The following is a 24,426-nucleotide window of genomic DNA, read 5'->3' as shown; positions in this document are numbered from 1 at the left end:
AAAAAGACGCGCGCGGCCGTTGGGTACGGGACGGGCGACCGCGCGCGTTAATAGAGGAGTCGGGGGAGCTCCTCTCTCAAGCAGCGTCGGTGAGCAAGGGCCGACGCCGGTTGAACGCGAACAGGAACAGGGCAAGCACGATCAGGATCAGCCCCGCGATCATCTTCAGCTCGGCTGAGGTTGCCGTCTTGGGCAGACGGATCGCATCCTGCGCTGCGGGTGTCGGACGCCGTGCCGCCGGTGAGGTGCCCGCATCGGCATGGCGTTCACGCAACTGCGCCGGGATATGCGGCCGTTCGCCAAACACCTTCTCGAAATCCCAGCCCGCGGGCAGGTTGATCGGCAATTCGCTGAGCTTGAGCGGCGCACCTTCGGAGCGGCTCGGCGTCTTGTCGACGGCGACCAGGCTGGTCAGGCGCGTGACGATCTGATGGTCGAGCGCCAGCGCAAGGATCGCCTTGTCAGCCTCCCCGGGCGCGAGCTCGCGCATGGCGCGCGCAACTTCGGCGTCACCGATCTTGCGCCTGGCCCAGAGCTTCGACAGGCCCTTGCCTTCGGCCGCATGTTGCAGCGGCAGCGTCACCGACCAGGGACGATCGCCGACGCGTCCTTTGATCTCGAGCGAGCCTGCAAGCTTGTCGAGCTTTGCCGCCAGCACCAGCGGCTCATCGCGATAGACGTCGGGGATGATCGCGGGGGTGACGTCGGCCGAGGCCTCGGAGAACTTCGCGGTGAGGCCGGTCACGGCCGGGTTTTCGAGCTTGGCGAACAGGCCGCGCATGCGCTCCTCCACCTGTTCGACGGAGCCGATATGGGTGAAGGCCCCGCGGCCGAGCTCGGCGGCGCGTGTCATCAGATAGGTGTTGGGCGCCGACCCGATGCCGACCATGAAGACACGCGAGCGGCCGCGCATCGCCGTGATCGTCTCGAACAATTGCTGCTCGTTGCCGATTGCGCCGTCGGTCAGGAAAACGACCTGGCGAACCATGCCGGTGTCGCCGAGCTTGTCAGCCAGCGCTGCGCGCATCGCCGGCACCATCTCGGTGCCGCCGCGCGCCTGCAACGCGCTCACGAACGAGGTCGCCTCACCGACATGCGCAGCATCTGCAGGCACGGAAGCGGGAAACAGCACGTCCATGGTGTCGTCGAAGCGAATGACGTTGAAGCGATCGGTCGGCTGAAGCCGAGAGAGCGCGTAAGTGAGGCTCGCCTTGGCCTGGACGATCGACGTGCCGCCCATCGACCCCGAATTGTCGATCACGAACACGACCTCGCGTGGCAGCGGCTTTTGTGTCGCCTGCTCGGCGCTGGGCGGGGTGACGAAGGCGAGCAAATAATCGGCATCGCCGACATGTTCGCGGAACAGGCCGACCGACGGCGCCTTCTCGGCGGCGGGCTTCCAGGTCAGCTCGAAGTCGCGGTCGGCAGGGACAGCGCCGTCGGCGAGCGTGACGAGGCGTGTCGCGCTGTCCGGGCTCTCGATCTTGACCTTGTGATGGTGGCTCTTGACCTCGCCAAGCGCGAAGCCGGCCTTCAGGCGCACCGTGATGCTGGTCGGATTGACCGGTGCGTTCTTGGCGGGATCCAGCACGGGCGGCGAGATGCGGTCATGGTCTGCTACCGGGTCCGACGTCGTCGCGCCCCAGCCCGATCCGTCCTTGCGGAAGTCGACGCTCTGGACGATCGGCGCCGGATTGTAGCGCGGTCCGACCACCAGCGGCAGCCGGAGCGAATATTCGTTGCCGGATTGATGCACCGGCTCCTGATATTCGATCTGCACCAGCACGGTTTCGCCAGGGCCGATATTGGCGACCGAATTGGTGAAGATGTTCGGCCGTTCCTGCTCGGTGAGCGCGGCCCTCTGACCGGCGCGGCGCGCCTCTTCGTAGATCAATCGTGCCTGCCGCCGCTCCTTGATGTCTCCCACGATGATGCGGTCGCCGACCACCATTTTGAGCGTATCGACGGCGCCGCCGGTCGCGAGCGGGTAGACATAGGTTGCCTCGACCCAATCCTTGCTCGGGTTGCGAAAGACCTGAGTAACCCGGGCGCGCAAGGTCGGGCCTGAAACCGTGATGTCGACGTCGATGCCGAGGCGGATCGCTTCCGTGGTGCCGCCGTCGTCCTTCAGGAGCAGGCTTCCGGACCTGGCATCGCCGGGCTGGAGCAGGCTGGCCTGCTCGGTCGTTGCCGACCAACTCGTCCCGAAGCTGACGAGCAGGGCCACGAAGGCCATCAGCATCACCGCGATGCCCTGCGCGAGAAGAAACAATCCGAGCTTGATCAGTCCCTTCAACAAGGGGTGTTCGTCGTTGTCGGCGGTGTCGTAGGTGTTCATTTGGCCTGCTCCCGAAAGGGCGTTTGCTGGCTCCGAGCATTCGCCGGGAGCGGCCGATTTCGCGAGCATAATGATCGGCAATGTTCCGCCACGGCCGGCCGGGTGCGCCGTGGCCGGGGTGGCCATGTGCGGTTTTGTGCTGGTTTGTCCGGCCTGCTAGAATGATCGCGCTGGAGCAGGGCTAGCGATGCAGATGCAGGATAAATTCACCGACAAGCAGCTTTCCGACGAACAGAGCCGCGAGATCGCCGAGACAATTCGCGAGGAGCTCGCCAGACGCCGGATCTCCCGGCAGGCGCTGGCCGAGCTGGCCAAGCTCAGCCTGTCGACGCTGGAAAAGGTGCTCGGCGGGCGGCGGCCGTTCACGCTGGCGACCACGGTGCGGTTGGAGCAGGCGCTGGGCGTCTCCTTGCGCAAAAACCCCGTCGTGGTGGCGCCTCCCGCCGCCAATGATGTCGCTCCCGACAGCCTCGGCTCCTATGCGCATCGCGCCGTGACCTGGCTCGAGGACGTCTACATCACGCTGCGGCCGTCGTTCGGCGACAAGGACGCGATTTTCGCCTACCGCACCGAGATCGTCTGGGAGCCGAAGGTCTCTTCTCTGGTCTTCCGCGAGGGCGACCGGACCGATGCTGCCTACGAGCATACCGGCGAGGTCGCCGTTCCCCATCAGTCCGGCTTCATCTACCTCGTCATCATCAAGCACGGCCAGCACCGCGTGATCACGGTGTCGCGGCCGACGGTCGCCGGCGAGATGTACGGCATCATCTCGACGCTCCGCGCGGGCCCCGGTTCGCAGCTCACGCCGATCGCGGCGCCGATCGCCTACGTGCCGCTCAGGAACGTGCCGCAGCCGTCCCTGGGGCGGGTTGCGCCCGACGACGCCAACCATGCCTTGTATCGAAAGCATCTGCGCCGCACGGTCGACGAGTCTTTTGCGCTGTTTTTGACGCAATAGGCCGCGAAAAATGGTCCTGCACAACTTGTCGGCCCGCCTGCAACAAGAATGGCGGCCTCTCAGCCGCCATTCGGCATCTTGTCGCGCTGTGGTAGGGCGCGTCAGCCGCCGGTTTCGGCGCTGATGATATCGCCAAACAGCTCCCACTGGCCGGCCTTGAAACGGATCATCTTGAGCTGCTCGATCGGCGCGAAATCGTTGGCGCCGGTGTTGATCTTGATGCCGGGGATCAGCGTATCGGGCGCAAAGTCCTTCAGGCTGGCGGCTTGTTTCATCACGTTCTCCCGCGTCAGATTGTCCCCGCACTGCTTCAGCGTCTGGACCAGCGTCTGTGCGGCGGAATAGCCGTAGACGAGATTGGTGTCGGAGACGTTGGCGCCCGGCATGTATTTGTCGATGAAGGCGAGAAACTTCTTCATGCCCTCATCGTCCTTCCATTGCGGGTCGGACGCGTCCTTCAGATAGGTCGCCGACAACACGCCTTCCGATGCGTCGAGGCCCGCCGGCTTCATCACGGCGCCGATCGATATCGAGACGTCGGTCATGACATGCATCGGCTTCCATTCAAGCTCGGCGATCTTCTTGATCGCCTGCGCCGCGAATTTCGGCGTCGAGATGTTGACGAAGACGTTGGCGCCGGTGCCCTTCAGCTTGACGATGTGGGAATCGATCGACGGCTCGGTGGTCTCGTAGCTCTCTTCGGCAATGATCAGCGAAGATGCCTTGTCGCCGAAGATCTCCTTGATGCCGGCGACGTAGTCTTTTCCGAAATCGTCGTTGGCATAGAAGATCGCGACCTTGGCGTCCGGCTTGGCCTGCAGGATGTACTTGGCGAAGATCCGCGCCTCGACGCGGTAGCTCGGCTGGAAGCCCATGGTCCAGGGAAAATTCTTCGGGTCGTTCCACTTGCTGGCGCCGGTGGCGAGGAAGAGCTGCGGTACCTTCTTGGCGTTGTGATATTTCTGAACGGCGGTCTGGGTCGGGGTGCCCAGCGCGTTGAAGACCAGGAACACCTCGTCGCTCTCGATCAGCTTGCGGACCTGCTCCACGGTCTTGGGCGGCGAATAGCCGTCATCGTAGGAGATCCAGTTGATCTTGCGGCCGTTGATGCCGCCCTGGTCGTTGATCATCTTGAAATAGGCTTCTTCGGTCTTGCCGATGATGCCGTAGGCCGAAGCCGGGCCCGAATAGGCCTCGACATTGCCGATCTTGATCTCGGTGTCGCTGGCGCCGGTGTCGTATTTCTTCTGCGCGGAGGCACTTTGAACCGAGAGCAGGGTCAGGGCCGTTGCCGCGGCAAGCAGGGCGAGTTTCTTGTTCTTCATGGAAATTCCTTGGAGTTTCTTGTGGGGTGGGCAGGCACTTCAAAAAATAAAGCGCCCACAAGGGGCGCTCTGGTCAGGCATTGGCGACCTTCTTGTCGACCTCCGAGGCCACCGAGAACTCCTTGCGCAAGGTCGGCTTGTGGATCTTTCCGGTGGCGTTGCGCGGTAGCGCGTCGACGAAGCAGATCTGGCGCGGGCATTTGAAGCGCGCCAGATTGACCGCACAATGCGCCAAGACATCGGCCTCGGTCAGCTTCTGGCCGGGCTTGACCGCGACGATGGCAAGGCCCACTTCGCCCCATTGCGGATCCGGGATGCCGATCACGGCGGCTTCGGCGACGGCCTCGAGCTGATGCAGGACGTTCTCGACCTCGGCCGGATAGACGTTCTCGCCGCCGGAGATGTACATGTCCTTCCAGCGATCGACGATGTAGTAGAAGCCTTCCTCGTCGACGCGCGTCGCGTCGCCCGTGTGCAGCCAGCCGTCGGTGAAGGAGGTCTTGTTCGCCTCCGGCCTGTTCCAATAGCCCGGCGTGATGTTCGGCCCCTTGACCCAGAGCTCGCCAAGTTCGCCGACGTCGGCGTCACTGCCATCAGGGCGCACGATGCGCACTTCCGTATGCAGCACCGGTTTCCCGGCGGAGCCCGCTTTCCGTGCGGCATCCTCGCGATCGAGCACCAGCACCGCCGGCGAGGTCTCGGTCATGCCGTAACCCTGCTGCAGGGCGACGCCGCGCGCTTCCCACACCTTGAGCAGCGGCTCTGGCATCGGCGCGCCGCCGACACCGCAGACGATCAGCCGGCTGAGATCGGTCGTCGCGAAGGCGGGGTGTTGCGCCATGAACTGGTAGATCGCCGGCACCCCGAAGAACACGTTGATGCCCTGCGCGGGATCGTTGATCAGGCCGAGCGCCGTGCCGGGATCGAAGGCGCGCATGATCATCACGGTGCCGCCGGCATGCAGCACGGGATTGGTGTAGCAGTTGAGGCCGCCGGTGTGGAACAGCGGCAGCACGGTGAGCAGCACCGAGGATGGCCCGATGCAGGCGGGGCCGCCGAGGTTGACGCAATTCCAGAAGGTCATGCCATGGGTGATGGTCGCGCCCTTCGGATGTCCCGTCGTGCCCGACGTGTACATGATGGTCGAGACGTCATCGAGCGTGACTTCCTCGGCGCGGTCGAGCGGCTTTGCGGCGGCGATGCCGGCCTCATAGGACCCGCCGGGCCCGAGCAGCAGGCTGGTCGCGATGCCGCAGAGCTTGGCGACGGCGAGCGCGGTCTCGGCGAGATCGGTATCGTGGATGATCACCTTCGGCGCGCAGTCGCCGGTGATGAACTGAAGCTCGGGAACGGTGAGACGGGTATTCAGCGGCACGAAGATCGCACCCAGGCGCCCGCAGGCGAACTGTACCTCCAGCGTATCGGTCGTGTTCAGTGCCAGCACCGCGACTCGGTCACCGCGCGAGACGTTCAGCGTGTGACGCAGGAAGAAGGCGAGGCGCGAGACGCGGCCATTGAGCTGCGCATAGGTGAAGCGGCGCTCGCTCGCGAGGTCGATGACCGCGACCTTGTCAGGCGTGCGGCGGCCATGATGGACGATCCAGTCGTAGTAACGAACGGCCAAAAATACCTCCCTCGGCGCACCATGCCCGGCGTGGCCCTCGGGGCCCGCCGGAGTCTGTGCAGCAACGTTTTTTTGCGCCAGAGTTGGCCTGCGAGCGGCGAAAATCGTCTTGCGTTGAGTTGCTAGTTGCTGCCTTGCCCGGAGCGTCGGCTCCAGTCAGCCACTCCGCGCAAGTGAGCCGCCAAGGTTCCGGCCATGGTTGGCGCGACGAATCCGTCCACGAGGCAAGAGTGCGATGAAGAGCCCGTTCTATACCGCCGAGCACGACGCGTTTCGCGACGTGATGCGCCGCTTCGTCGAGAAGGAGATCGCGCCTTTCGCCCATGAGTGGGACGAGGCCGGCGAATTTCCGCGCGGGCTCTATCGCAAGGCGGCCGAGATCGGCCTGTTGGGACTCGGATTCCCCGAGGAACATGGCGGGATCGCTGCCGATCAGTTCATGAAGATCGTTGCCAGCCAGGAGCTGGCGCGCGCCGGCGCCGGCGGTGTCAGCGCCAGCCTGATGAGCCACACCATCGGCTCGCCGCCGATCGCGCGCGCCGCACGGGCCGAGGTGAAGGCGCGTGTGCTGCCGCAGGTGCTGTCCGGTGAGAAGATCTCCGCGCTCGCGATCACCGAGCCCGGCGGCGGCTCGGACGTTGCAGGCCTCCGCACCAGGGCCCAGCGCGACGGCGATCACTACGTCGTGACCGGCGAGAAGACCTTCATCACCTCAGGCATGCGCGCCGATTATCTGACCGTTGCCGTGCGTACCGGGGGCGAGGGCGCCGGCGGCGTCAGTCTGCTCCTGATTGAAGGCGATACGCCGGGCCTGTCGCGCACCAGGCTCAAGAAGATGGGTTGGTGGGCCTCCGACACCGCGACTTTGCATTTCGACGAATGCCGCGTGCCGGCCGAAAATCTGATCGGCGAGGAGGGGCAGGGCTTCAAGATCATCATGCAGAACTTCAACAGCGAGCGCATGGGGATGGCCGCAGGCTGCACCGCCTTCGCCCGGGTCTGCCTCGACGAGGCGATCGCCTATGCCAAGGAGCGCAAGACCTTCGGCAAGCCGCTCGCCCAGCACCAGGTCATCAGGCACAAGATCGTCGACATGGCGCAGAAGGTCGCAGCGTCCCAGGCGATGCTCGAGATGCTGGCCTGGCGGCTCGAGCAGGGCGAAAGCCCGGTCGCGGAAATCTGCATGATGAAGAACCAAGCGACCCAGACCATGGCGTTCTGCGCCTCCGAAGCCGTGCAGATTTTCGGCGGCGCCGGCTTCATGCGCGGCATCAAGGCCGAGCGCATCTACCGCGAGGTCAAGGTCAACGCCATCGGCGGCGGCACCGAGGAGATCATGAAGGATCTGGCGTCAAGGCAGATGGGGTTGTAGCCGCGTTCTCCGTCATGCCCGGGCTTGTCCCGGGCATCCACGTTCTGTTGCCGGGTGACGAAGGCGTGGATGGCCGGGACAAGCCCGGCCATGACGAGCAAATTCGAGATATCGAGAGTTGAGCTGACAAAATGCTATTCACCGCCGACCACGACGACATCCGCCGCAGCTTGCAGAAATTCATCGCCAATGAGATCAATCCTCATGTCGATGAATGGGAGAAGGCCGACATCTTCCCGGCGCACGAGCTGTTCAAGAAGATGGGCAGCCTCGGCTTCCTCGGCCTGAACAAGCCGGTTGAGTTCGGCGGCTCCGGCCTCGACTATTCCTACGCGCTGATGATGGCGGAGGAGTTAGGGGCCATCACCTGCGGCGGCGTGCCGATGGCGATCGGGGTGCAGACCGACATGGCGACGCCGGCGCTGGCGCGCTTCGGTTCGGACGAGGTGCGGCGCGAGTTTCTGGCGCCCTCGATCTCGGGCGATTTCGTCGCCTGCATCGGCGTCTCGGAGCCCGGCGCGGGCTCGGACGTCGCTTCGATCAAGACGCAGGCGCGCTCCGACGGTGACGATTACGTCATCAACGGCGGCAAGATGTGGATCACCAACGGCACGCAAGCGGACTGGATCTGCCTGCTTGCCAACACCGGCGACGGGCCCGTTCACCGCAACAAGTCGCTGATCTGCGTGCCCATGAAAGCCAAGGGCGTCACTGTGGCGCGCAAGCTCGACAAGATGGGGATGCGCTCCTCCGACACGGCTCAGATCTTCTTCGACAATGTCCGGGTGCCCAAGCGCAACCGGATCGGCGAGGAGGGCAAGGGCTTTACCTACCAGATGATCCAGTTCCAGGAGGAGCGGCTCTGGGGCGCGGCGGCCTGCCTGAAGGCGCATGAATACATCATCGACCAGACCATCGAATACACCCGCAATCGCAAGGCGTTTGGCCAGAGCATCCTCGACAACCAGGTCGTGCACTTCAAGCTCGCGGAGATGCAGACCGAGGTCGAGCTGCTGCGGGCGCTGATCTATCGCGCCGCCGAGCAACTGGTCGCGGGCGAGGACGTGACGCGGCTTGCGACCATGGCGAAGCTGAAGGCCGGCCGGCTCGGCCGCGAGCTCACCGATGCCTGCTTGCAATATTGGGGCGGGATGGGCTTTACCAACGAGACGCCGGTCAGCCGCGCCTATCGCGACAGCCGCCTGACCTCGATCGGCGGCGGCGCCGACGAGGTCATGCTGATGGTCCTGTGCAAGATGATGGGCACGCTGCCGGGTAGTAGAGGAAACGCCTGATGATCACGCTCTATCATTGCGACGCCGCGCGCTCGTTTCGTCCGCTCTGGATGCTGGAGGAGATGGGGCTGCCGTATGAGCTGAAGATGCTGCCGTTCCCGCCGCGGGTCTTCGCCAAGGACTATCTGGCGATCAATCCGCTCGGCACGATTCCCTTCATGGTCGACGGCGAGACGAAGATGACCGAGTCCTCCGGCATCTGCCACTATCTCGGCGTCAAATACGGCCCGACGCCGCTGATGGTCGGACCGGAAGATCCCGCCTATGGCGCTTTTCTGAACTGGATGTATTTCAGCGATGCCACGTTAACCTTTCCGCAGACGCTGGTGCTTCGATACAGCCAGCTCGAGCCGGAGGAGCGGCGCAATCCGCAGGTCGCCGGCGACTATGCGAAATGGTTTCTGGGACGCCTGCGCGCCGTCGAAGCAGCAACCGCAAATGCCGAAACCCTGTGCGCCGGGCGCTTCACCACCGCTGACATTGTCATCGGCTATGCACTGCGGCTGGCCGACAATATCGGGCTCGCCAGGGATTTTGGGCCAAATGTCGCAGCCTATTGGGCGCGGCTCCAGCAGCGCGACGGTTTCAAGCGTGCCGTTGCCGCGGAACAGAAGGCCGGCGTCGAGCAGAATGTTGCACCGCGCGTGAGGGCGTAAGGGAGGCTGTCATTCCGGGGCGATGCGGAGCCATCGAACCCGGAATCTCGAGGTTCCGGGTCTGATCCCACGGACCGCCCCGGAACGACGGCGCATGTTGCGATGACAGCGCTATCCCATCGTGACAGCGCCCAAATTTCCGCTAAGGTGACCCCCGTCCGCAGCGGCCAGAGAGCCGCGCGAGGAGGATCCCCATGGAAGATAAAGGTCGCGAATCCGACCATCTGATGCTGATCACGCCGGAGCGGGTATTCTATGCCGGCCTGCTCGGCCGCCCTCGCAAGCGGACCCCCGGCTGCTGCCATGTCTATGTCGCGGTGAAGGGCAGCCTGCATCTCACCATCGATGACACTCTTGCCAGTGGTGAGCTGTTCATCACGCTGCCGAACCAGCGCCATTCCATCGCCAGCGACTATCGCACCGTGATCAGCGTGACGTTGGAGCCGGAAAGCATGCCGGATGGCGTGATCGAGGCCTTGGCCGAGCGGCTGCGGGGGCCGGACAAAGCCGCCTATGCCCGCAAGATCCTGGCCGCCTACGCGTTGCTGCGCCAGCGCCGCTATGGCGACATCACCACCGCCGAGTTCGACGAGATGTGCTTCGGCGAGGCACTCCCGCGCCGCGTGCTCGATCCGCGCGTGACCCGCGCCGTCGCCCGCATCGAGCGTTTCTCCGGTGAGCCGGTGACGGCCGACACCTGCGCGGCGGAAGCAGGCCTCTCGGCCTCGCGCTTCCTGCATCTGTTCAAGGAAGAAACGGGCATTTCCTTCCGGTCCTTCCGCGCCTGGAAGCGTGCGCGCCATTTGCTGCACTTCGCCAATCAGGACCTCAACCTCGCCCATCTCGCGCAGGACATCGGCTACCCCGACTCGACCCATTTCAGCCACTCGATCCGCCGCTTCTACGGACTGAAGCCGCGTGCGATCTTCGTCGGCTCGCGCGACCTTGCGATCTACCGCAGCACCGAGACGGTGAGGCTGGCGGAGGCTTCGTAGATTCGTAGGGTGGGTTATTAGCTCGCGGCTGCGCGAAGCGCGGGCCGCTGGCGTAAACCACCACGTCTGTCTCCGCGGAAACTAAAGTGGTGGGTTACGCCTTCGGCTAACCCACCCTACAGCATCTCATTTCCCAGCTTCTCCGCGCAAGAAGCCGCATGCCACCCATCACATGATCGCAGGCGTTGAATTCTCAACGTGCGAGATATCTTTGCATGAGCGACAAGGCCGTCATCACCTGCGCGCTGAACGGCGTGCTCACCGATCCGAAGCAGCACAACGTGCCCGTGACGCCCGAGCAGATGGCGCGCGAGGCCAAGGCTGCATTCGATGCCGGCGCGTCCATCATGCATATCCACCTGCGCCAGCAGGCGCCGGGCAAGGGGCACCTGCCGTCCTGGGAAGTCGGCGTCAGCAAGGAGATCCAGCAGGCGATCCGCGAAGCCTGCCCGGGCGTGATCATCAACCACACCTCGGGCGTGTCGGGGCCGAACTATTCAGGCGCGCTCGACTGCATCCGGGAAACCAGGCCGGAGATCGCCGCGTGCAACGCCGGCTCGCTGAATTATCTGAAGGTCAAGGCCGACAATACCTGGGCCTGGCCACCGATGATGTTCGACAACGCGGTCGAGAAGGTGAAAGACTATCTCGACGTCATGAACGCGGCCGGCACCATCCCCGAGTTCGAATGCTTCGACGTCGGCATCGTTCGATGCGTCGGCATGTACCGCCAGGTCGGCATGTACAAGGGGCCGCTCGAATATAACTTCGTGATGGGCGTTGCCTCCGGCATGCCTGCTGATCCCGAGCTGTTGCCGATCCTGATCAAGCTGAAGCGTCCCGAGGCGCATTGGCAGGTCACCGCCATCGGCCGCGAGGAGATCTGGCCGCTGCACCAGCGCTGCGCCGAGCTCGGCGGCCACTTGCGCACCGGTCTGGAAGACACCTTCTATCTCGCCGACGGCAAGAAGGTGACATCGAACGGCCAGCTGATCGAGGCCGTCGCCGCCTGCGCAAGGCGTGCGGGCCGCGAGATCGCAAGCCCGGCCGAGGCGCGGAAAATCTTTGGGACGAATCGCTGAACGTAGCCTCAGCCGTCATTGCGAGCGAAGCGAGGCAATCCAGAGTGCCTCTGCGGAAACAGACTGGATTGCTTCGTCGCTTCGCTCCTCGCAATGACGGGTAGGATAGAGCCATGTCCATTCTCGAAAACACCATTTCCCCCAGCGGCGCTGCCTATCTCGCCAGCCGCGACGGCATGCTCGCTTTGATCGACCGCATGCGCGCGCTGGAAGAGCGCACGCGGGCGGCGTCGGCGGCGGCGAAAGACCGTTTCCACAAGCGCGGCCAATTGCTGCCGCGTGAGCGCGTCGCACTGGTGCTCGATCCCGGCGCGCCCTTCGTCGAGCTGTCGACGCTCGCCGGCTACATGTTCGACGTGCCGGATGCGAGCAAGAGCGTGCCCGGCGGCGGTGTCATCGCCGGCATCGGCTTCGTCTCGGGTATCCGCTGCATGGTCAGCGCCAGTGATTCCGGCATCGATGCGGGCGCGCTGCAACCTTACGGCCTCGACAAGACGCTGCGGGCGCAGGAGCTCGCGCTGGAGAACAAGCTGCCTTATGTCCAGCTCGTCGAAAGCGCCGGCGCCAATCTCTTGCGCTACCGCGTCGAGGACTTTGTTCGCGGCGGCAACATCTTTCGCAATCTGGCGCGGCTCTCGGCGGCAGGCCTGCCTGTCGTCACCGTCACGCACGGCTCCTCGACCGCCGGCGGCGCCTATCAGACTGGTCTCTCCGATTACATCGTGATGGTCCGCGGCCGCACCCGCGCCTTCCTTGCAGGTCCGCCGCTGCTGAAGGCCGCGACCGGCGAGATCGCGACCGAGGAAGAGCTCGGCGGCGCCGAGATGCATACGCAGGTGTCCGGACTCGGCGACTACCTCGCCGAGGACGATCGCGACGCGCTGCGTATCGCACGCGAGATCATGGCAGCGATGGAATGGGAGCGGCCGGGCAAGGCGGCTGCCCAGTTCAAGCCGCCGCGCTACGATCAGGACGAACTGCTCGGCATCATGCCGATGGACCACAAGCGTCCCGTCGACATGAAACAGGTGATCGCCCGAATCGTCGACGATTCCGATTTCACCGAGATGGCGCCGAATTACGGCCCGGCCACCGTCTGCGGCCATGCCCGCATCGAAGGACAGGCGATCGGCATCATCACCAACAACGGTCCGCTCGATCCCGCCGGCGCCAACAAGGCGACGCATTTCATCCAGGCCTGCTGCCAGACCCGCACGCCAATCCTCTATCTCAACAACACCACCGGCTACATGGTCGGCAAGGCCTATGAGGAAGCCGGCATGATCAAGCACGGCTCGAAGATGATCCAGGCCGTGACCTCGGCGACGGTGCCGCAGATCACTATCTATTGCGGTGCATCGTTCGGCGCCGGCAATTACGGCATGTGCGGCCGCGGCTTCCATCCGCGCTTCTGCTTCTCCTGGCCGAACGCCAAGACCGCCGTGATGGGCGGGGAGCAGGCGGCAGAAACCATGGCGATCGTGACCGAGGCCGCCGCGGCGCGCCGCGGCAAGCCCATCGAAAAGGACAAGCTGGAGACCATGAAGGCGCAGATCATCGGCGTGTTCGACGGCCAGATGGATGTGTTCTCGACCAGCGCCCGCGTGCTCGACGACGGCGTGATCGATCCGCGCGACACCCGCGCGGTGCTGTCGGAAGTGCTCGCGATCTGCCGCGAGGGCGATGCGCGCACGCCTCAGCGCATGCAGTTCTCGGTGGCCCGCCCATGAGGAACGGATCAGTGCAGCATCGGCCGTTCTTCAGGGTTCTGGTGGCCAATCGCGGCGAGATCGCACTGCGCGTGATGCGCAGCGCGCGGCAGCTCGGCCTTGGCGTCGTCGCGGTCTATTCGGATGCCGATCGCGACGCACTCCATGTGCGGCAAGCGGACCAAGCCGTGCATATCGGCGAAGCCTTGCCGGCGCAGTCCTATCTCAACATCCCCGCGATCATTGCAGCGGCCAAGGTAAGCGGCGCGGACGCCATCCATCCCGGCTACGGATTCCTCGCCGAGAACGAAGACTTCGCGAGAGGCTGCAAGGATGCCGGCCTCGTCTTCATCGGTCCGTCACCGCAGGCGATCGAGGCGATGGGCAACAAGGCCGGCGCCAAGGAGATCATGAAGAAAGCCGGCGTCCCCGTCGTGCCCGGCTATCAGGGCGCCGACCAGAGCGACGAGGTGATGCTGGCGGAGGCCAGGAAGATCGGCTTTCCCGTGATGATCAAGGCCGTCGCCGGCGGCGGCGGCCGCGGCATGCGGCTAGTTACCGAAGTGGCCTCGTTCCCTGACGCCCTGCGCAGTGCGCGGTCGGAAGCCAAGGCCGCCTTCGGCGATCCTACTGTGATCCTCGAGCGTGCGATCCAGAGCCCCCGCCACATCGAGATCCAGGTGTTCGGTGACAGCCATGGCAACGCCATTCATCTCGGCGAGCGCGATTGCTCGGTGCAGCGGCGGCACCAGAAGCTGATCGAGGAGGCGCCGTCGCCCGCGGTCACGCCGGAGCTGCGCGCCAGAATGGGCGAAGTTGCGGTCGCCGCCGTCAAGGCACTGCGTTATGAGGGCGCGGGCACGCTGGAATTCCTGCTCGATGCGAGCGGCGAGTTCTACTTCATGGAGATGAACACGCGTCTCCAGGTCGAGCACCCCGTCACCGAGGCGATCACCGGGCTCGATCTCGTCGAGCTGCAGTTGCGCGTCGCGCGCGGCGAGCAATTGCCGGTGAAGCAGCAGGACATCAAGTTCGCCGGCCATGCCATCGAGGTGCGGCTGTGCTCGGAGGATGCAGCGCACGATTTCATGCCGCAGTCGGGCCGCATGGCACGTTGGCAGGTGCCTGAAAGCATCCGCGTCGAGCATGCGTTGCAATCGGGTTCGGAGATCCCGCCGTTCTACGATTCCATGATCGCCAAGGTGATCGGCCATGGCACCACGCGCGAGGAGGCGAGGGGGCGGCTGATCGTCGGCCTCGAGCAGCTCACCGCGTTCGGCGTGACCACCAATCAGTCGTTTCTGATGTCCTGCCTGCGTCATCCCGGCTTTGCCAAGGGCGAGGCGACGACGGCCTTCATTGAAACACACCGCGACGAGCTGTTGGCGCCGCGCGCCGGAGCCGCATTCGATACGGCGCTGGCGGGCCTGCTGCTCTATGTCACCAATCCGCGTGCACCATCATGGCGAAGCGGCCGGAGCCTGTCGGCAACGTTCCCGCTGCCGGCAAAGATCGAGATCGCCGGCGAGACGCTGGAGCTCGAAGTCACGCGAGAGCGTGACGGCAGCTACACCGTTGTCAGCGACGACCGCCAGGACAGATTCCAGATCGAGCAGCTCGACGCCGATACGATCCGCTTCCGCCACGACGGTGTGATGGACAGCGCAAAATTCCTGCGAGATGGCGATCGGCTCTACCTCCAGCACCGCGGCATCCCGCTCGCGGTGACCGATCTCACCCTCGCCGCGCCCAAGGCCGCCGCCGCCAACGGCGGCGACGGCAAGGTCCGCGCCGCCATGAACGGCCGCGTCGTCGCCGTGCTGGTCAAGCCGGGCGACCGTGTCGACGCCGGTCAGCCGGTGCTGACGCTGGAAGCGATGAAGATGGAGCACGTCCACAAGGCCGGCATCGACGGCGTGGTCACCGCCATCGACGTCGCCGAGGGGGATCAGGTCACAACCGGCAGGATCGTGGCGGAGATCGCAGTATCGTAGGGTGGGCAAAGGCGCATAGCGCCGTGCCCACCATTCGTTTCGATTGGCATAGAGGTGGTGGGCACGCTTCGCTTTGCCCACCCTACGCAGTCGCGTTGCTTCGCCCCGTCCCCTCATTGAGCAGACACGCCACCTGATGCCCGTCGCCGGCATCCAGCAGCGCCGGCCGCTCGATCTGGCACCGCTCCATCGCAAACCGGCAGCGGGTGTGAAACGCGCAGCCGGGCGGCGGATTGACCGGGCTCGGCACGTCGCCGTCGACCAGCGGCGCGAGCTTCTTCGCGAGCGGGTTGGCGATCGGCACGGAGGCGAGCAGGGCCTGCGTGTAGGGATGGCGCGGGTTGCGGAACAGCTCGTCCTTGCCGGCGATCTCGACGATGCGGCCGAGATACATCACCGCGACGCGGTGGCTGATATGTGCGACCACGGCGAGGTCGTGCGCGATGAAGAGATAGGAAAAGCCGTGCTGCCGCTGCAGGTCGACCAACAGGTTGATCACCTGCGCCTGGATCGAGACGTCGAGCGCGGAGACCGGCTCGTCGCAGACGATCAGGCGCGGCCCCAGCGCGAGCGCGCGTGCGATGCAGATACGCTGGCGCTGGCCGCCGGAGAACTGATGCGGGAAGTTGCGCATCTGGTCGGGCCGCAAGCCCACCTGCTCGAACAATTGTGCGACCCGTGCTTCCAGCTCCTTGCCGCTTGCGAGCCCGTGCACGGCGAGCGGCTCGCCGACGATGTCGCCGGCGGTCATGCGCGGATTGAGCGAGGCGAATGGGTCCTGGAACACGATCTGCATCGAGCGGCGGTGCGGGCGCAGCGCCGACTTGGACAGATGCGTGATGTCCTCACCGTCGAGGCGGATCTGGCCCGAGGTCGGTTCGACCAGCCGCAGCACGCTGCGCGCCACCGTCGACTTGCCGCAGCCGGACTCGCCGACGAGCCCTAGCGTCTCGCCGGCCTGAAGGGAGAACGAGACGCCGTCGACCGAGTGCACGGTGCCGACCTGCCGCCGCAGCACGCCGGCACGCACCGGATAATATTTCTTGAGATCGGTGACTTCGAGCAGTGCTCCGGTCATGCCACCTCCGCAACCTCTTCCGCGCGCCAGCAGGCGGCGAGATGGCCGCCGCCGCAATCCTCCAGCGGCGGATATTCGGCCTCGCAACGCTTGATGGCGAGCTTGCAGCGCGGCGCGAAGGCGCAACCCCTGGGCAACCGCACCAGCGATGGCACCGTGCCGGGAATCTCGTTCAGCCGCGCCGGCGCGGCGATTCCGGGCGCGGGGACCGCTGGAATCGAAGCCATCAGTCCGCGCGTGTAAGGATGCTTTGGCGAGGCGAACAGCGCTTCGACACTGGCTTCCTCGACCTTCCGCCCCGCATACATCACGATCACCCGCTGCGCAGTCTGCGCGACGACACCGAGATCATGCGTGATCAGCACCAGCCCGGTGCCGAGCTCTTTCTGCAGGTCGAGGATCAGCGCCAGGATCTGCGCCTGAATGGTGACATCGAGCGCGGTGGTCGGCTCGTCCGCGATCAAGAGCGCCGGCCGGCAGGCCAGTGCCATCGCGATCATCGCGCGCTGCCGCATGCCGCCGGACAGCTGATGCGGATACTCGCGCGTACGTCGCGCGGGCTCGGGGATCCGCACCAGACGCAGCATCTCGACGGCGATATTCTGGGCCTCTTTGGCCGAGACGTCTCGATGCAGCCGCACGGCCTCGACGATCTGGTCGCCGATCCGCATCACCGGATTGAGCGAGGTCATCGGCTCCTGGAAGATCATGGAGATGCGATTGCCTCTGACGGCACGCATCTCGGTTTCGTCCAGCGCCAGCAGATCGGTGCCTTCGAGCGAGGCGGAGCCGCCGACGATGCGGCCCGGCGGGTCGGGCACGAGGCGCATCAGCGACAGCGCGGTGACACTCTTGCCGCAGCCGGATTCGCCGACGATCGCCAGCGTCTCGCCGCGCTTCACGGTGAAGGAGAGGTCGTCGACGGCCTTGAAGAGCCCCGAATTGGTGAAGAACACCGTCTTCAGGTTTCTCACATCGAGCACGAGGTCGGATTTGTCAGCCATCAGCCGCGTTGCCTCGGGTCCAGGATGTCGCGCAGGGCATCGCCGAACAGATTGGCGCCGAACACGGCGAGGCTGATGGCGATGCCCGGGAAGATCACGAGCCAGGGCGCCGTGCGGACATATTCGGCGGCGGATTCCGAGAGCATGCGGCCCCAGGACGGATAAGGCTCGGGAATGCCGAGGCCGAGGAAGGAGAGGGAAGCCTCGGTGAGGATGGTCGAGCCGAGCTGGGCGGTTGCGAGCACGATCAGCGGCGCCAGCGTGTTCGGCAGCACATGGCGCAGCGCGATGCGCACCTCGCTCATGCCGATCGACTTGGCAGCCTCGACGAAGGGCTGCTCGCGCAGCGCCAGCGTGTTGGCGCGGGTGACGCGCGACACGGTCGGGATCAGCGGAATCGCGATCGCGATGATGACGTTCGGCAAGGACGGACCGAGTGCCGCCGTCATGATCAGCGCGAGGACCAGCAGCGGCAGTGCCTGAAGTACGTCGGAAACGCGCTGGAAGACGAGATCGACCCAGCCGGACAGATAGCCTGACGTCAGTCCGACGATGACGCCGATGGTGCCGCCGAGCGCGGTCGAGCCGATGCCGACGGCGAGCGAGATCCGCGCGCCGTGAATGATGCGGCTGAACACGTCGCGGCCGAACGAGTCCGTCCCCATCCAGTGCGCCCAGCTCGGGCGAGCGAGAGCGCGCGCGGAATCGACGGTCAGGGGGTCGTAGCGCGCGATGAAGTCGGCAAAGATCGCGGTGAACACGAACATAGTCATGATGATGAGCCCGGCCGCGCCCAGCACGTGCCGCTGCGCCAGAAACAGCACGCGGCGCCACCCACCGGTCGCATGCGCGCCGGCCCGCCGAAGTTCGAGATCGTAGTCGATCGCGGCCAAACAGCTCTCCTAATCCGTGTACCTGATCCGCGGGTCGAACACCGCGTAGAGCATGTCGACAGTGAAATTCGCGACCACCACGACCACGGCGATGAACATCACGAGGTTCTGCACGATCGGATAGTCGCGCCAGCGGATCGCCTCGACCAGGAAGCGGGCGACGCCGGGGATGTTGAACACCGTCTCGGTGACGATCAGGCCGCCGATCAGGAACGCCGCCTCGATGCCGATCACGGTGATCACAGGCAGAATCGCGTTCTTCAGCGCGTGGTGATAGTTCACGGCGGCGTCGGAGGCCCCCTTGGCGCGCGCAGTGCGGATGTAATCCTGCCGCAGCACCTCCAGCATCGAGGATCGCGTGATGCGCATGGTCAGCGCCGCGCTGCGGAAGCCGACGGCGGCGGCTGGAACGGCATAGGTTGCGAACGCCTCGAGCCAGGTCTGCGGATTCGGATTGAAGATCGGCATCTGGCCGAACATCGCCACCGACGCGGTCAGGATCAAAAGGCCGAGCCAGAACGAGGGCAACGACAGGCCGCTGAGGCTGACGACGCGCAGGGCGTAGTCCAGCCGTGTGCCCTGCTTCACGGCACTGATGACGCCGAGCGGAATGCCGATCGACGCGGAGAACAGCAGCGCGAGGCCGGCGAGCCGCGCCGTGATCGGGATCCGCGGCAATATCTCCTGCAGCGCCGGCTTCTCGGAGACGTAGGAATAGCCGAGATCACCGCGCAGAAAACCGCTGATCCAGTGCCAATATTGTACGATCAGCGGCTGGTCGATGCCGAGCTCCTTCTCCAGGTTGGCCTTGTCGGCGGGATCGACATAGCCGGCGGCAGCGAACAGGATGTCGACGATATTGCCGGGCACGATGCGCAGCAGAACGAAGATGACGACCGAGATCCCGAACAGGGTCACGAGCATCAGCAACAGGCGTCGCACCAGATAGGCAAACATCCTTCGCCCTCCGCGAGCCGCTAGTCTTCAGCCAGGCGCGTTACTTGTCGAGCCACAGATCCTCGTAGCGAAAGCCGTTATAGGAGCTGTTCGACATGATCGTGACGCCCTTGACATAAGGCTGCCAGCAAGTGCCGGCCCGCGCATGGAAGATGATCGGGCGGGCAACGTCCTCCTGCAGCTTCTTGTCGATATCCCACACCAGCGGCTTGCGCTTGTTGATGTCGATCTCCTGCGATTGCACGTCGAACAGCTTCTCGATCTCCTTGTTGCAATAATTGGTGTAGTTCCGTTCCGAGCCGCAGGAATAGTTCTCGTAGAACGACTGGTCGGGATCGTCGACGGAATTGCCGGTCAGATTGAGGCCGAGCATGTAGTCCTTGCGCGCGACTTTCGGGAACCAGTTCGCGGTTTCCACGACGTCGAGCTCGCCGTCGATATAGATGCTCTTGAGCTGGTCGATCAGGATCACGGCGGGGTCGCGATATTCCGCGAGATTGCGGGTCGAGACCTTCACCGCGAGATGCTTGTCGGGACCGTAGCCCGCCTTCTGCATCAGCTTCTTCGCCTCCTCCCGGTTCGCGTTCACGTTCGGACCGTAGCCCGGAATGGTCTCGAGCTTGTCCTTGGGCATGCCCCAGATGCCTTGAGGCGGGGGCAGCATGGTGCCGCCGATATCGGCCTGACCTTCGAACAGGATGTCGACGAAGGCTTTGCGGTCGAACGCAAGTGCCACGGCCCGGCGAATATCGATGTTGTCGAACGGCGGGGAGGACGAATTGACGATGATGTTGGTCGAAACGTTGGTCGGCTCCACGACGCAGGTCGCGTTCGGCGCCTGCGACTTGATGTCCTTCAGGAGCGGGATCGTGATGTGCGTCGGGAAGGTCATGTCGAACTTGCCGGCGACGAAGGCGAGGATCGCGGTCGAGCGGTTCGTGATGATCGTGTACTCGATGCCGTCGAGATGGGGCAGGCCCTTCTTCCAATAGTCCGGATTTCGCGTCAGCTTGATCGATTCATTGGCCTTGAACTCGACGAACTTGAACGGTCCGGTCCCGATCGGATGGGTGCGCATGTCCGCCGGAGAGACGTGACAGGGATAGATCGGCGTATAGCCGGACGCGAGCATTGCCAGCAGCGAGGGTTGCGGCCGCTTCAGGTCGAACGAGACCTCGAAATCGCCGCTCGTCGTGATCTCGTTGACTTCGTTGTACCAGGCCTTGCGTGGATTCTGCCGCAGCTTCTGCTGCGATTTGCCCATCAAGAGATCGAAGGTGCATTTGACGTCGGCCGACGTGAACGGCTTGCCGTCGTGCCATTTGACGCCCTGACGCAGCTTGAACGTCAGTTTCTTGTTGTCGCTGCTCCAGGACCAGCTTTCGGCGAGCTCGGGCCTCAGGGTATCAGGACTGTTCTGCGCGATGTGCTGATCATAGATGACGAGATTGTTGAAGACCCCCATGAACGGCACGTTGACCGAATAGGTCGCGCCTTCGAGGATCGAGGCGTTGGCTGGACTGTCGCGGTGATATATCCGCAAGGTTCCGCCCTGCTTGGGCTCGCCGGCAAGCGTGGTGGTTGAGGCCGTCAGCACAGATAGCGCCGCCATTACGGCGAGCGCCCACACGCTCCGCATGCTCATCCTCCCTGGACCTCGGCCTTTTGCAGCCTGTTTGTCGCGACGATAGCACGCAAGCCGAAGGAGGCAACCCCGATAGCGCCGCATGCCGCCTCGACAATTCGGATGACAGGAGGCCGCAGGGGTTCATATCTCACAATGTGAGAGTGCAGGTGCGAAGAGAGAGACGGAACTGAAGTGTCTCGCTGCTTCTCAAGCATCCATCGTCGTCCCGGACAAGCGAAGCGCAGATCCGGGACCCATAACCCCAGGAAGGAGTTTTGCGATGACTCGGAGTTGCCTGCTCGCGCGACAACCACCCCCTGTGGCTATGGATCCCGGGTTCGCGACGTCGTCGCGGCCCGGGACGACACCTTCTGTTTGGCTACGTCTCGCGCTTGAGTGAACAGCCACCTCACACGATTCTCGACGCCTTGTTGCCCCAATACCGGTCCCGCAGCAGGCGCTTGTACAGCTTCCCGGTCGGCAGCCGCGGCAATTCCTTGTCGAAATCGACCGAGCGCGGCACCTTCTGCCGCGACAGCGATTTTGCGCAGAACGCGATCAGCTCTTCGGCGAGCGCCTCGCCGGGCACGACGCCGGGCATCGGCTGCACCACCGCCTTCACCTCTTCGCCGAGATCGGCATTGGGCACGCCGAACACGGCGGCATCGGCGACCTTCGGATGGGTGATCAGGAGGTTTTCGCATTCCTGCGGATAGATGTTCACCCCACCGGAGATGATCATGAAGGTCGCACGGTCGGTCAGGTACAGGAAGCGGTCTTTGTCGACATAGCCGACATCCCCGACCGTGCTCATGCTGCCGTCGGCCGAGCGCGCCTCCTTGGTCTTCTCCGGATCGTTGAAATATTCGAACGGCGATGCCGTCTTGAACCAGACCTGGCCCGGCGTGCCGGTCGGGCATTCCCGCATGTTCTCGTCGAGAATGTGGAGGTCGCCGAGCAGCACCTTGCCGACGGTGCCGCGATGCGCCAGCCATTCCTCGCTGTTGCAGGCGGTGAAGCCGAGGCCCTCGGTCGCGCCGTAATATTCGTGAATGATGGGTCCCCACCATTTGATCATGTCGTCCTTGACCAAAGCGGGGCAGGGCGCGGCGGCGTGGATCGCGATCTCTAGCGAGGACAGGTCGTAACGCTTGCGGACCTCCTCCGGCAGCTTCAGCATGCGCGAGAACATCGTCGGCACCAGCTGGGTGTGCGTGATGCCCCAGCGCTGGATCAGCTCGAGGTAACGCTCGGGATCGAAGCTCTCCATGATGACTACGGTGCCGCCCATGCGGATCGTGAGGTTCACGGCGGCTTGCGGGGCGGAATGATAGAGCGGGGCCGGCGAGAGGTAGACCATGCCCTCGCGGTAGTGCCAGAGTTTGGTCAGGAAATCGAACAGCGGCAGATTGTGCTTCGGCGGCTCTTCCGGCAGCGGCCGCAGAATGCCTTTCGGCCGCCCGGTCGTGCCGGACGAATAGAGCATGGCCGTGCCGAGCCATTCGTCCGCGATCGGTGTCGTCGGCATGTCCGCGGTCACGTCTGCAAGCCCGACGATGCGCTCGCTCTCGCCCGGGCCATCGGCGACGATGCAGAGCTTGATCTCGGGGCAGGCCTGGATCGCCTCGCGCGCGATGTCGAGCTTCGCCACCGAAGTGATCAGGATCTTCGACTGGCTGTTGACGAGGAGATAAGCGAGCTCGCCCGGTGTCAGGAAGGAGTTGATGCAGGTATAGTACAGCCCGGAGCGTTCGCCCGCGCCGCAGGCCTCCAGGTAGCGCGAATTGTTCTCCATGAAGATCGAGTAATGGTCGAGCCGCCTCAAGCCGCGCTTGCGGAACAGATGCGCCAGGCGGTTGCTGCGCGCCTCCAGCTCGCGATAGGTGACGGCCTCGCCTGTGGCAGCCATGATGAAGGCGGGCTGCAGCGGACGCAGGCGGGCGTGGTGACCAGTGTACATCTATCCTCCGGGATCATGCGGCGAGAAGCAGGATTTCCCGCACGTCGGCAGGACCCTCGATCTTGCGCGGGTTGCGCGGCACCCAGGGCGTGCGCATGGCCTGTTCGGCGATCGCCTCGAAATGCTCCGGCGAGACGCCGACCTCGCTAAGGCTGCGCGGCATGCCGAGCGCGCGGATGAAGGCATCGAGCACGTCGGCGGCGTTGCGGCCGGGAAAGCCCATGGCGGCGGCGACGATCATCTGCCGCTCGGCATTGTCGCGCGCATTCCAGCGCATCACCGCCGGCAGCATGATGCAGGAGGTGTAGCCGTGCGGCACATCGAAGGCCGCGCCCAGCACATAGCCGATGCCGTGGCTCGCGCCCATCGGCACGCCGGCGGCGAGCGCGCCCATCGACAGCCAAGTGCCGATCTGAGCATCCATCCGCGCGTCGAGATCGCCAGGGTCCGCCTTCACCCGCGGCAGCGCGTCGGCGAGCATGGCGAGGCCCTTCACCGATTGCGCATCGGCATAGGGATGCGTCTCACGCGAGCAGATAGCCTCGACGCAATGGTCGATGGCGCGGATGCCGGTCGACAGGAACAGCCATTCCGGCGTGTGCACGGTGATGGCAGGATCGAGGATGGTCGCGCGCGGCACGACAAGCGGATGCCGCAACATCTGCTTTACATTTGTGCGGCGGTCGGTGACGCCGGCGATCGCGCTGAACTCGCCGCCGGCGATCGTGGTCGGCACGCTGATCTGCCGCACCGTGGGCGCGGTCATCTCGGGCGCGACGCCCTTGTGGACGCGGATGCGCTCGATGCCGTCGATATCGGTGATGCCGTTGGCGAGGCAAAGCTGTACCGCCTTGGCGCCGTCGGTGATCGAGCCGCCGCCGACGGTGACGATCAGGTCGGCATTCGCTCCGCGCGCCGCATTTGTGGCCGCGATCACGGCCTCGCGCGGCGTATGCGCAGGCATGGCGTCGAACAGGCCGGCGCAGCGGGAGCCCAGCGCCTGCTTGATCTTCTCGATTTCGTCGGTCTGCCGGTTGAGCGTGCCGGAGACCATCAGGAAGGCGCGGCGCGTTCCGAGCCGGTCCATCTGCGCGACAATGGCGCCGGCCGCAGCATGGCCGAACACGACCTCCTCGATCGCGCCGAAAACGACACGTCCCTGGTGCACGCCTGTCCTCCCGGACAATTCGTCTTGTTCTTGTGCGGGCAATCTAGCCGAGCCGCCGGCCGCCGTCATGTGTGAAGGCGCTGGGGGCTCTTCTCCCTCTCCCCGCGTGCGGGGAGAGGGTCGGGTTAGGGGGCTATCCGCGAGGGAGCTGACAGTCGGACTCGCGGAGGCTCCCCCTCACCCGGATCGCATCTTGCGATGCGCTCCGGCCTCTCCCCGCACGCGGGGAGAGGCGAAGGAGGCACCCTCCCAATTCATGACCTCCGCGAATAACGCCATTCGCGATCCGTCCGCTCAACACCTCGCGCGAGGCCGGCTATCCGGCTGTCAACCCGCCATCCGGCCAGGGCGTCCGTCCGAGCATTGCGCGCACCGCGGCCTTGAAGAGTTC

General features: G+C 64.7%; 18 protein-coding genes. 8 read left to right on the top strand and 10 right to left on the bottom strand.

Annotated elements, in window-relative coordinates; translation table 11 throughout:
- Nucleotides 1-76: 76 nt before the first annotated feature.
- Complete coding sequence (locus UNPA324_RS19640; RefSeq protein ID WP_128922835.1) at nucleotides 77-2,338, bottom strand: marine proteobacterial sortase target protein; 2,262 nt, start codon at nucleotides 2,336-2,338, stop codon at nucleotides 77-79.
- Between the two features lie 187 nt (nucleotides 2,339-2,525).
- Between UNPA324_RS19640 and UNPA324_RS19635 the strand changes: the two genes are divergently transcribed.
- Complete coding sequence (locus UNPA324_RS19635; RefSeq protein WP_128922836.1) at nucleotides 2,526-3,296, top strand: helix-turn-helix domain-containing protein; 771 nt, start codon at nucleotides 2,526-2,528, stop codon at nucleotides 3,294-3,296.
- Between the two features lie 101 nt (nucleotides 3,297-3,397).
- On the opposite strand, the gene UNPA324_RS19630 is transcribed toward UNPA324_RS19635, so the two are convergent.
- On the bottom strand, nucleotides 3,398-4,621 hold the full coding sequence (locus UNPA324_RS19630; protein WP_128922837.1) for an ABC transporter substrate-binding protein: 1,224 nt from the start codon (nucleotides 4,619-4,621) through the stop codon (nucleotides 3,398-3,400).
- Nucleotides 4,622-4,694: 73 nt separating this feature from the next.
- Nucleotides 4,695-6,245, bottom strand: coding sequence for an acyl-CoA synthetase (locus UNPA324_RS19625; protein WP_141935506.1), 1,551 nt, complete (start codon nucleotides 6,243-6,245; stop codon nucleotides 4,695-4,697).
- A gap of 235 nt (nucleotides 6,246-6,480) precedes the next feature.
- On the opposite strand from UNPA324_RS19625, the gene UNPA324_RS19620 reads away from it, so the two are divergent.
- The 7 genes from UNPA324_RS19620 to UNPA324_RS19590 all read left to right on the top strand — a co-directional run bounded on the left by UNPA324_RS19620 (nucleotide 6,481) and on the right by UNPA324_RS19590 (nucleotide 15,348).
- A complete protein-coding gene (locus tag UNPA324_RS19620; protein WP_141935504.1) occupies nucleotides 6,481-7,617 on the top strand; it encodes an acyl-CoA dehydrogenase family protein in 1,137 nt (378 codons plus the stop codon).
- Between the two features lie 131 nt (nucleotides 7,618-7,748).
- Nucleotides 7,749-8,912 (top strand): acyl-CoA dehydrogenase family protein, encoded by a 1,164-nt coding sequence (locus tag UNPA324_RS19615; protein ID WP_141935502.1) that lies wholly within the window; start codon nucleotides 7,749-7,751, stop codon nucleotides 8,910-8,912.
- Nucleotides 8,912-9,568 carry a glutathione S-transferase family protein gene (locus UNPA324_RS19610; protein ID WP_141935501.1) on the top strand — a complete coding sequence of 219 codons (657 nt, stop codon included), beginning with the start codon at nucleotides 8,912-8,914 and terminating at the stop codon, nucleotides 9,566-9,568. Before UNPA324_RS19615 ends, UNPA324_RS19610 begins: the two co-directional genes overlap by 1 nt.
- A gap of 194 nt (nucleotides 9,569-9,762) precedes the next feature.
- Nucleotides 9,763-10,563, top strand: coding sequence for a helix-turn-helix domain-containing protein (locus UNPA324_RS19605; RefSeq protein WP_141935498.1), 801 nt, complete (start codon nucleotides 9,763-9,765; stop codon nucleotides 10,561-10,563).
- A gap of 215 nt (nucleotides 10,564-10,778) precedes the next feature.
- Nucleotides 10,779-11,645 carry a beta-keto acid cleavage family enzyme gene (locus UNPA324_RS19600; protein ID WP_141935497.1) on the top strand — a complete coding sequence of 289 codons (867 nt, stop codon included), beginning with the start codon at nucleotides 10,779-10,781 and terminating at the stop codon, nucleotides 11,643-11,645.
- A gap of 113 nt (nucleotides 11,646-11,758) precedes the next feature.
- On the top strand, nucleotides 11,759-13,375 hold the full coding sequence (locus tag UNPA324_RS19595; protein ID WP_141935495.1) for an acyl-CoA carboxylase subunit beta: 1,617 nt from the start codon (nucleotides 11,759-11,761) through the stop codon (nucleotides 13,373-13,375).
- Nucleotides 13,372-15,348 carry an acetyl/propionyl/methylcrotonyl-CoA carboxylase subunit alpha gene (locus UNPA324_RS19590; protein WP_141935493.1) on the top strand — a complete coding sequence of 659 codons (1,977 nt, stop codon included), beginning with the start codon at nucleotides 13,372-13,374 and terminating at the stop codon, nucleotides 15,346-15,348. Before UNPA324_RS19595 ends, UNPA324_RS19590 begins: the two co-directional genes overlap by 4 nt.
- An 82-nt stretch (nucleotides 15,349-15,430) precedes the next feature.
- On the opposite strand, the gene UNPA324_RS19585 is transcribed toward UNPA324_RS19590, so the two are convergent.
- From UNPA324_RS19585 to UNPA324_RS19555, 7 genes are all read right to left on the bottom strand, one after another.
- Nucleotides 15,431-16,426 carry an ABC transporter ATP-binding protein gene (locus UNPA324_RS19585; protein ID WP_128922846.1) on the bottom strand — a complete coding sequence of 332 codons (996 nt, stop codon included), beginning with the start codon at nucleotides 16,424-16,426 and terminating at the stop codon, nucleotides 15,431-15,433.
- Nucleotides 16,423-17,430: an ABC transporter ATP-binding protein gene (locus UNPA324_RS19580; protein WP_141935491.1), complete on the bottom strand. Its 1,008-nt coding sequence runs from the start codon at nucleotides 17,428-17,430 to the stop codon at nucleotides 16,423-16,425. Before UNPA324_RS19580 ends, UNPA324_RS19585 begins: the two co-directional genes overlap by 4 nt.
- Nucleotides 17,430-18,323 (bottom strand): ABC transporter permease, encoded by an 894-nt coding sequence (locus tag UNPA324_RS19575; RefSeq protein WP_128922848.1) that lies wholly within the window; start codon nucleotides 18,321-18,323, stop codon nucleotides 17,430-17,432. The genes UNPA324_RS19580 and UNPA324_RS19575 overlap by 1 nt, the downstream gene beginning before the upstream one ends.
- Before the next feature lie 9 nt (nucleotides 18,324-18,332).
- The gene (locus tag UNPA324_RS19570; RefSeq protein WP_141935489.1) at nucleotides 18,333-19,280 is read right to left on the bottom strand and encodes an ABC transporter permease; all 948 of its coding nucleotides are present in this window, start codon (nucleotides 19,278-19,280) and stop codon (nucleotides 18,333-18,335) included.
- Between the two features lie 40 nt (nucleotides 19,281-19,320).
- Nucleotides 19,321-20,919 (bottom strand): ABC transporter substrate-binding protein, encoded by a 1,599-nt coding sequence (locus tag UNPA324_RS19565; RefSeq protein WP_141935487.1) that lies wholly within the window; start codon nucleotides 20,917-20,919, stop codon nucleotides 19,321-19,323.
- A 397-nt stretch (nucleotides 20,920-21,316) separates the two neighbouring features.
- Nucleotides 21,317-22,867, bottom strand: coding sequence for an AMP-binding protein (locus UNPA324_RS19560; RefSeq protein WP_141935485.1), 1,551 nt, complete (start codon nucleotides 22,865-22,867; stop codon nucleotides 21,317-21,319).
- A gap of 13 nt (nucleotides 22,868-22,880) precedes the next feature.
- Nucleotides 22,881-24,035, bottom strand: a complete 1,155-nt coding sequence (locus tag UNPA324_RS19555) for an iron-containing alcohol dehydrogenase (protein ID WP_181769448.1) — start codon at nucleotides 24,033-24,035, stop codon at nucleotides 22,881-22,883.
- Nucleotides 24,036-24,426 lie beyond the last annotated feature (391 nt).

Source organism: Bradyrhizobium sp. UNPA324, from assembly GCF_006658635.1.
GTDB classification, from domain to species: Bacteria; Pseudomonadota; Alphaproteobacteria; order Rhizobiales; family Xanthobacteraceae; genus Bradyrhizobium; species Bradyrhizobium nanningense.
The sequence above is the reverse complement of the archived record's forward strand: the minus strand, read 5'-3'. Positions and strand labels throughout refer to the sequence as shown.

What these genes read in the sequence shown, in the direction of transcription:
- UNPA324_RS19615 (WP_141935502.1), top strand. Translation starts at nt 7,749, where the DNA reads ATGCTATTCACCGCCGACCACGACGACATCCGCCGCAGCTTGCAGAAA.
- UNPA324_RS19640 (WP_128922835.1), bottom strand. Translation starts at nt 2,338, where the DNA reads ATGAACACCTACGACACCGCCGACAACGACGAACACCCCTTGTTGAAG.
- UNPA324_RS19600 (WP_141935497.1), top strand. Translation starts at nt 10,779, where the DNA reads ATGAGCGACAAGGCCGTCATCACCTGCGCGCTGAACGGCGTGCTCACC.
- UNPA324_RS19635 (WP_128922836.1), top strand. Translation starts at nt 2,526, where the DNA reads ATGCAGATGCAGGATAAATTCACCGACAAGCAGCTTTCCGACGAACAG.
- UNPA324_RS19560 (WP_141935485.1), bottom strand. Translation starts at nt 22,867, where the DNA reads ATGTACACTGGTCACCACGCCCGCCTGCGTCCGCTGCAGCCCGCCTTC.
- UNPA324_RS19590 (WP_141935493.1), top strand. Translation starts at nt 13,372, where the DNA reads ATGAGGAACGGATCAGTGCAGCATCGGCCGTTCTTCAGGGTTCTGGTG.
- UNPA324_RS19605 (WP_141935498.1), top strand. Translation starts at nt 9,763, where the DNA reads ATGGAAGATAAAGGTCGCGAATCCGACCATCTGATGCTGATCACGCCG.
- UNPA324_RS19580 (WP_141935491.1), bottom strand. Translation starts at nt 17,430, where the DNA reads ATGGCTGACAAATCCGACCTCGTGCTCGATGTGAGAAACCTGAAGACG.
- UNPA324_RS19620 (WP_141935504.1), top strand. Translation starts at nt 6,481, where the DNA reads ATGAAGAGCCCGTTCTATACCGCCGAGCACGACGCGTTTCGCGACGTG.
- UNPA324_RS19565 (WP_141935487.1), bottom strand. Translation starts at nt 20,919, where the DNA reads ATGCGGAGCGTGTGGGCGCTCGCCGTAATGGCGGCGCTATCTGTGCTG.
- UNPA324_RS19630 (WP_128922837.1), bottom strand. Translation starts at nt 4,621, where the DNA reads ATGAAGAACAAGAAACTCGCCCTGCTTGCCGCGGCAACGGCCCTGACC.
- UNPA324_RS19595 (WP_141935495.1), top strand. Translation starts at nt 11,759, where the DNA reads ATGTCCATTCTCGAAAACACCATTTCCCCCAGCGGCGCTGCCTATCTC.
- UNPA324_RS19610 (WP_141935501.1), top strand. Translation starts at nt 8,912, where the DNA reads ATGATCACGCTCTATCATTGCGACGCCGCGCGCTCGTTTCGTCCGCTC.
- UNPA324_RS19570 (WP_141935489.1), bottom strand. Translation starts at nt 19,280, where the DNA reads ATGTTTGCCTATCTGGTGCGACGCCTGTTGCTGATGCTCGTGACCCTG.
- UNPA324_RS19585 (WP_128922846.1), bottom strand. Translation starts at nt 16,426, where the DNA reads ATGACCGGAGCACTGCTCGAAGTCACCGATCTCAAGAAATATTATCCG.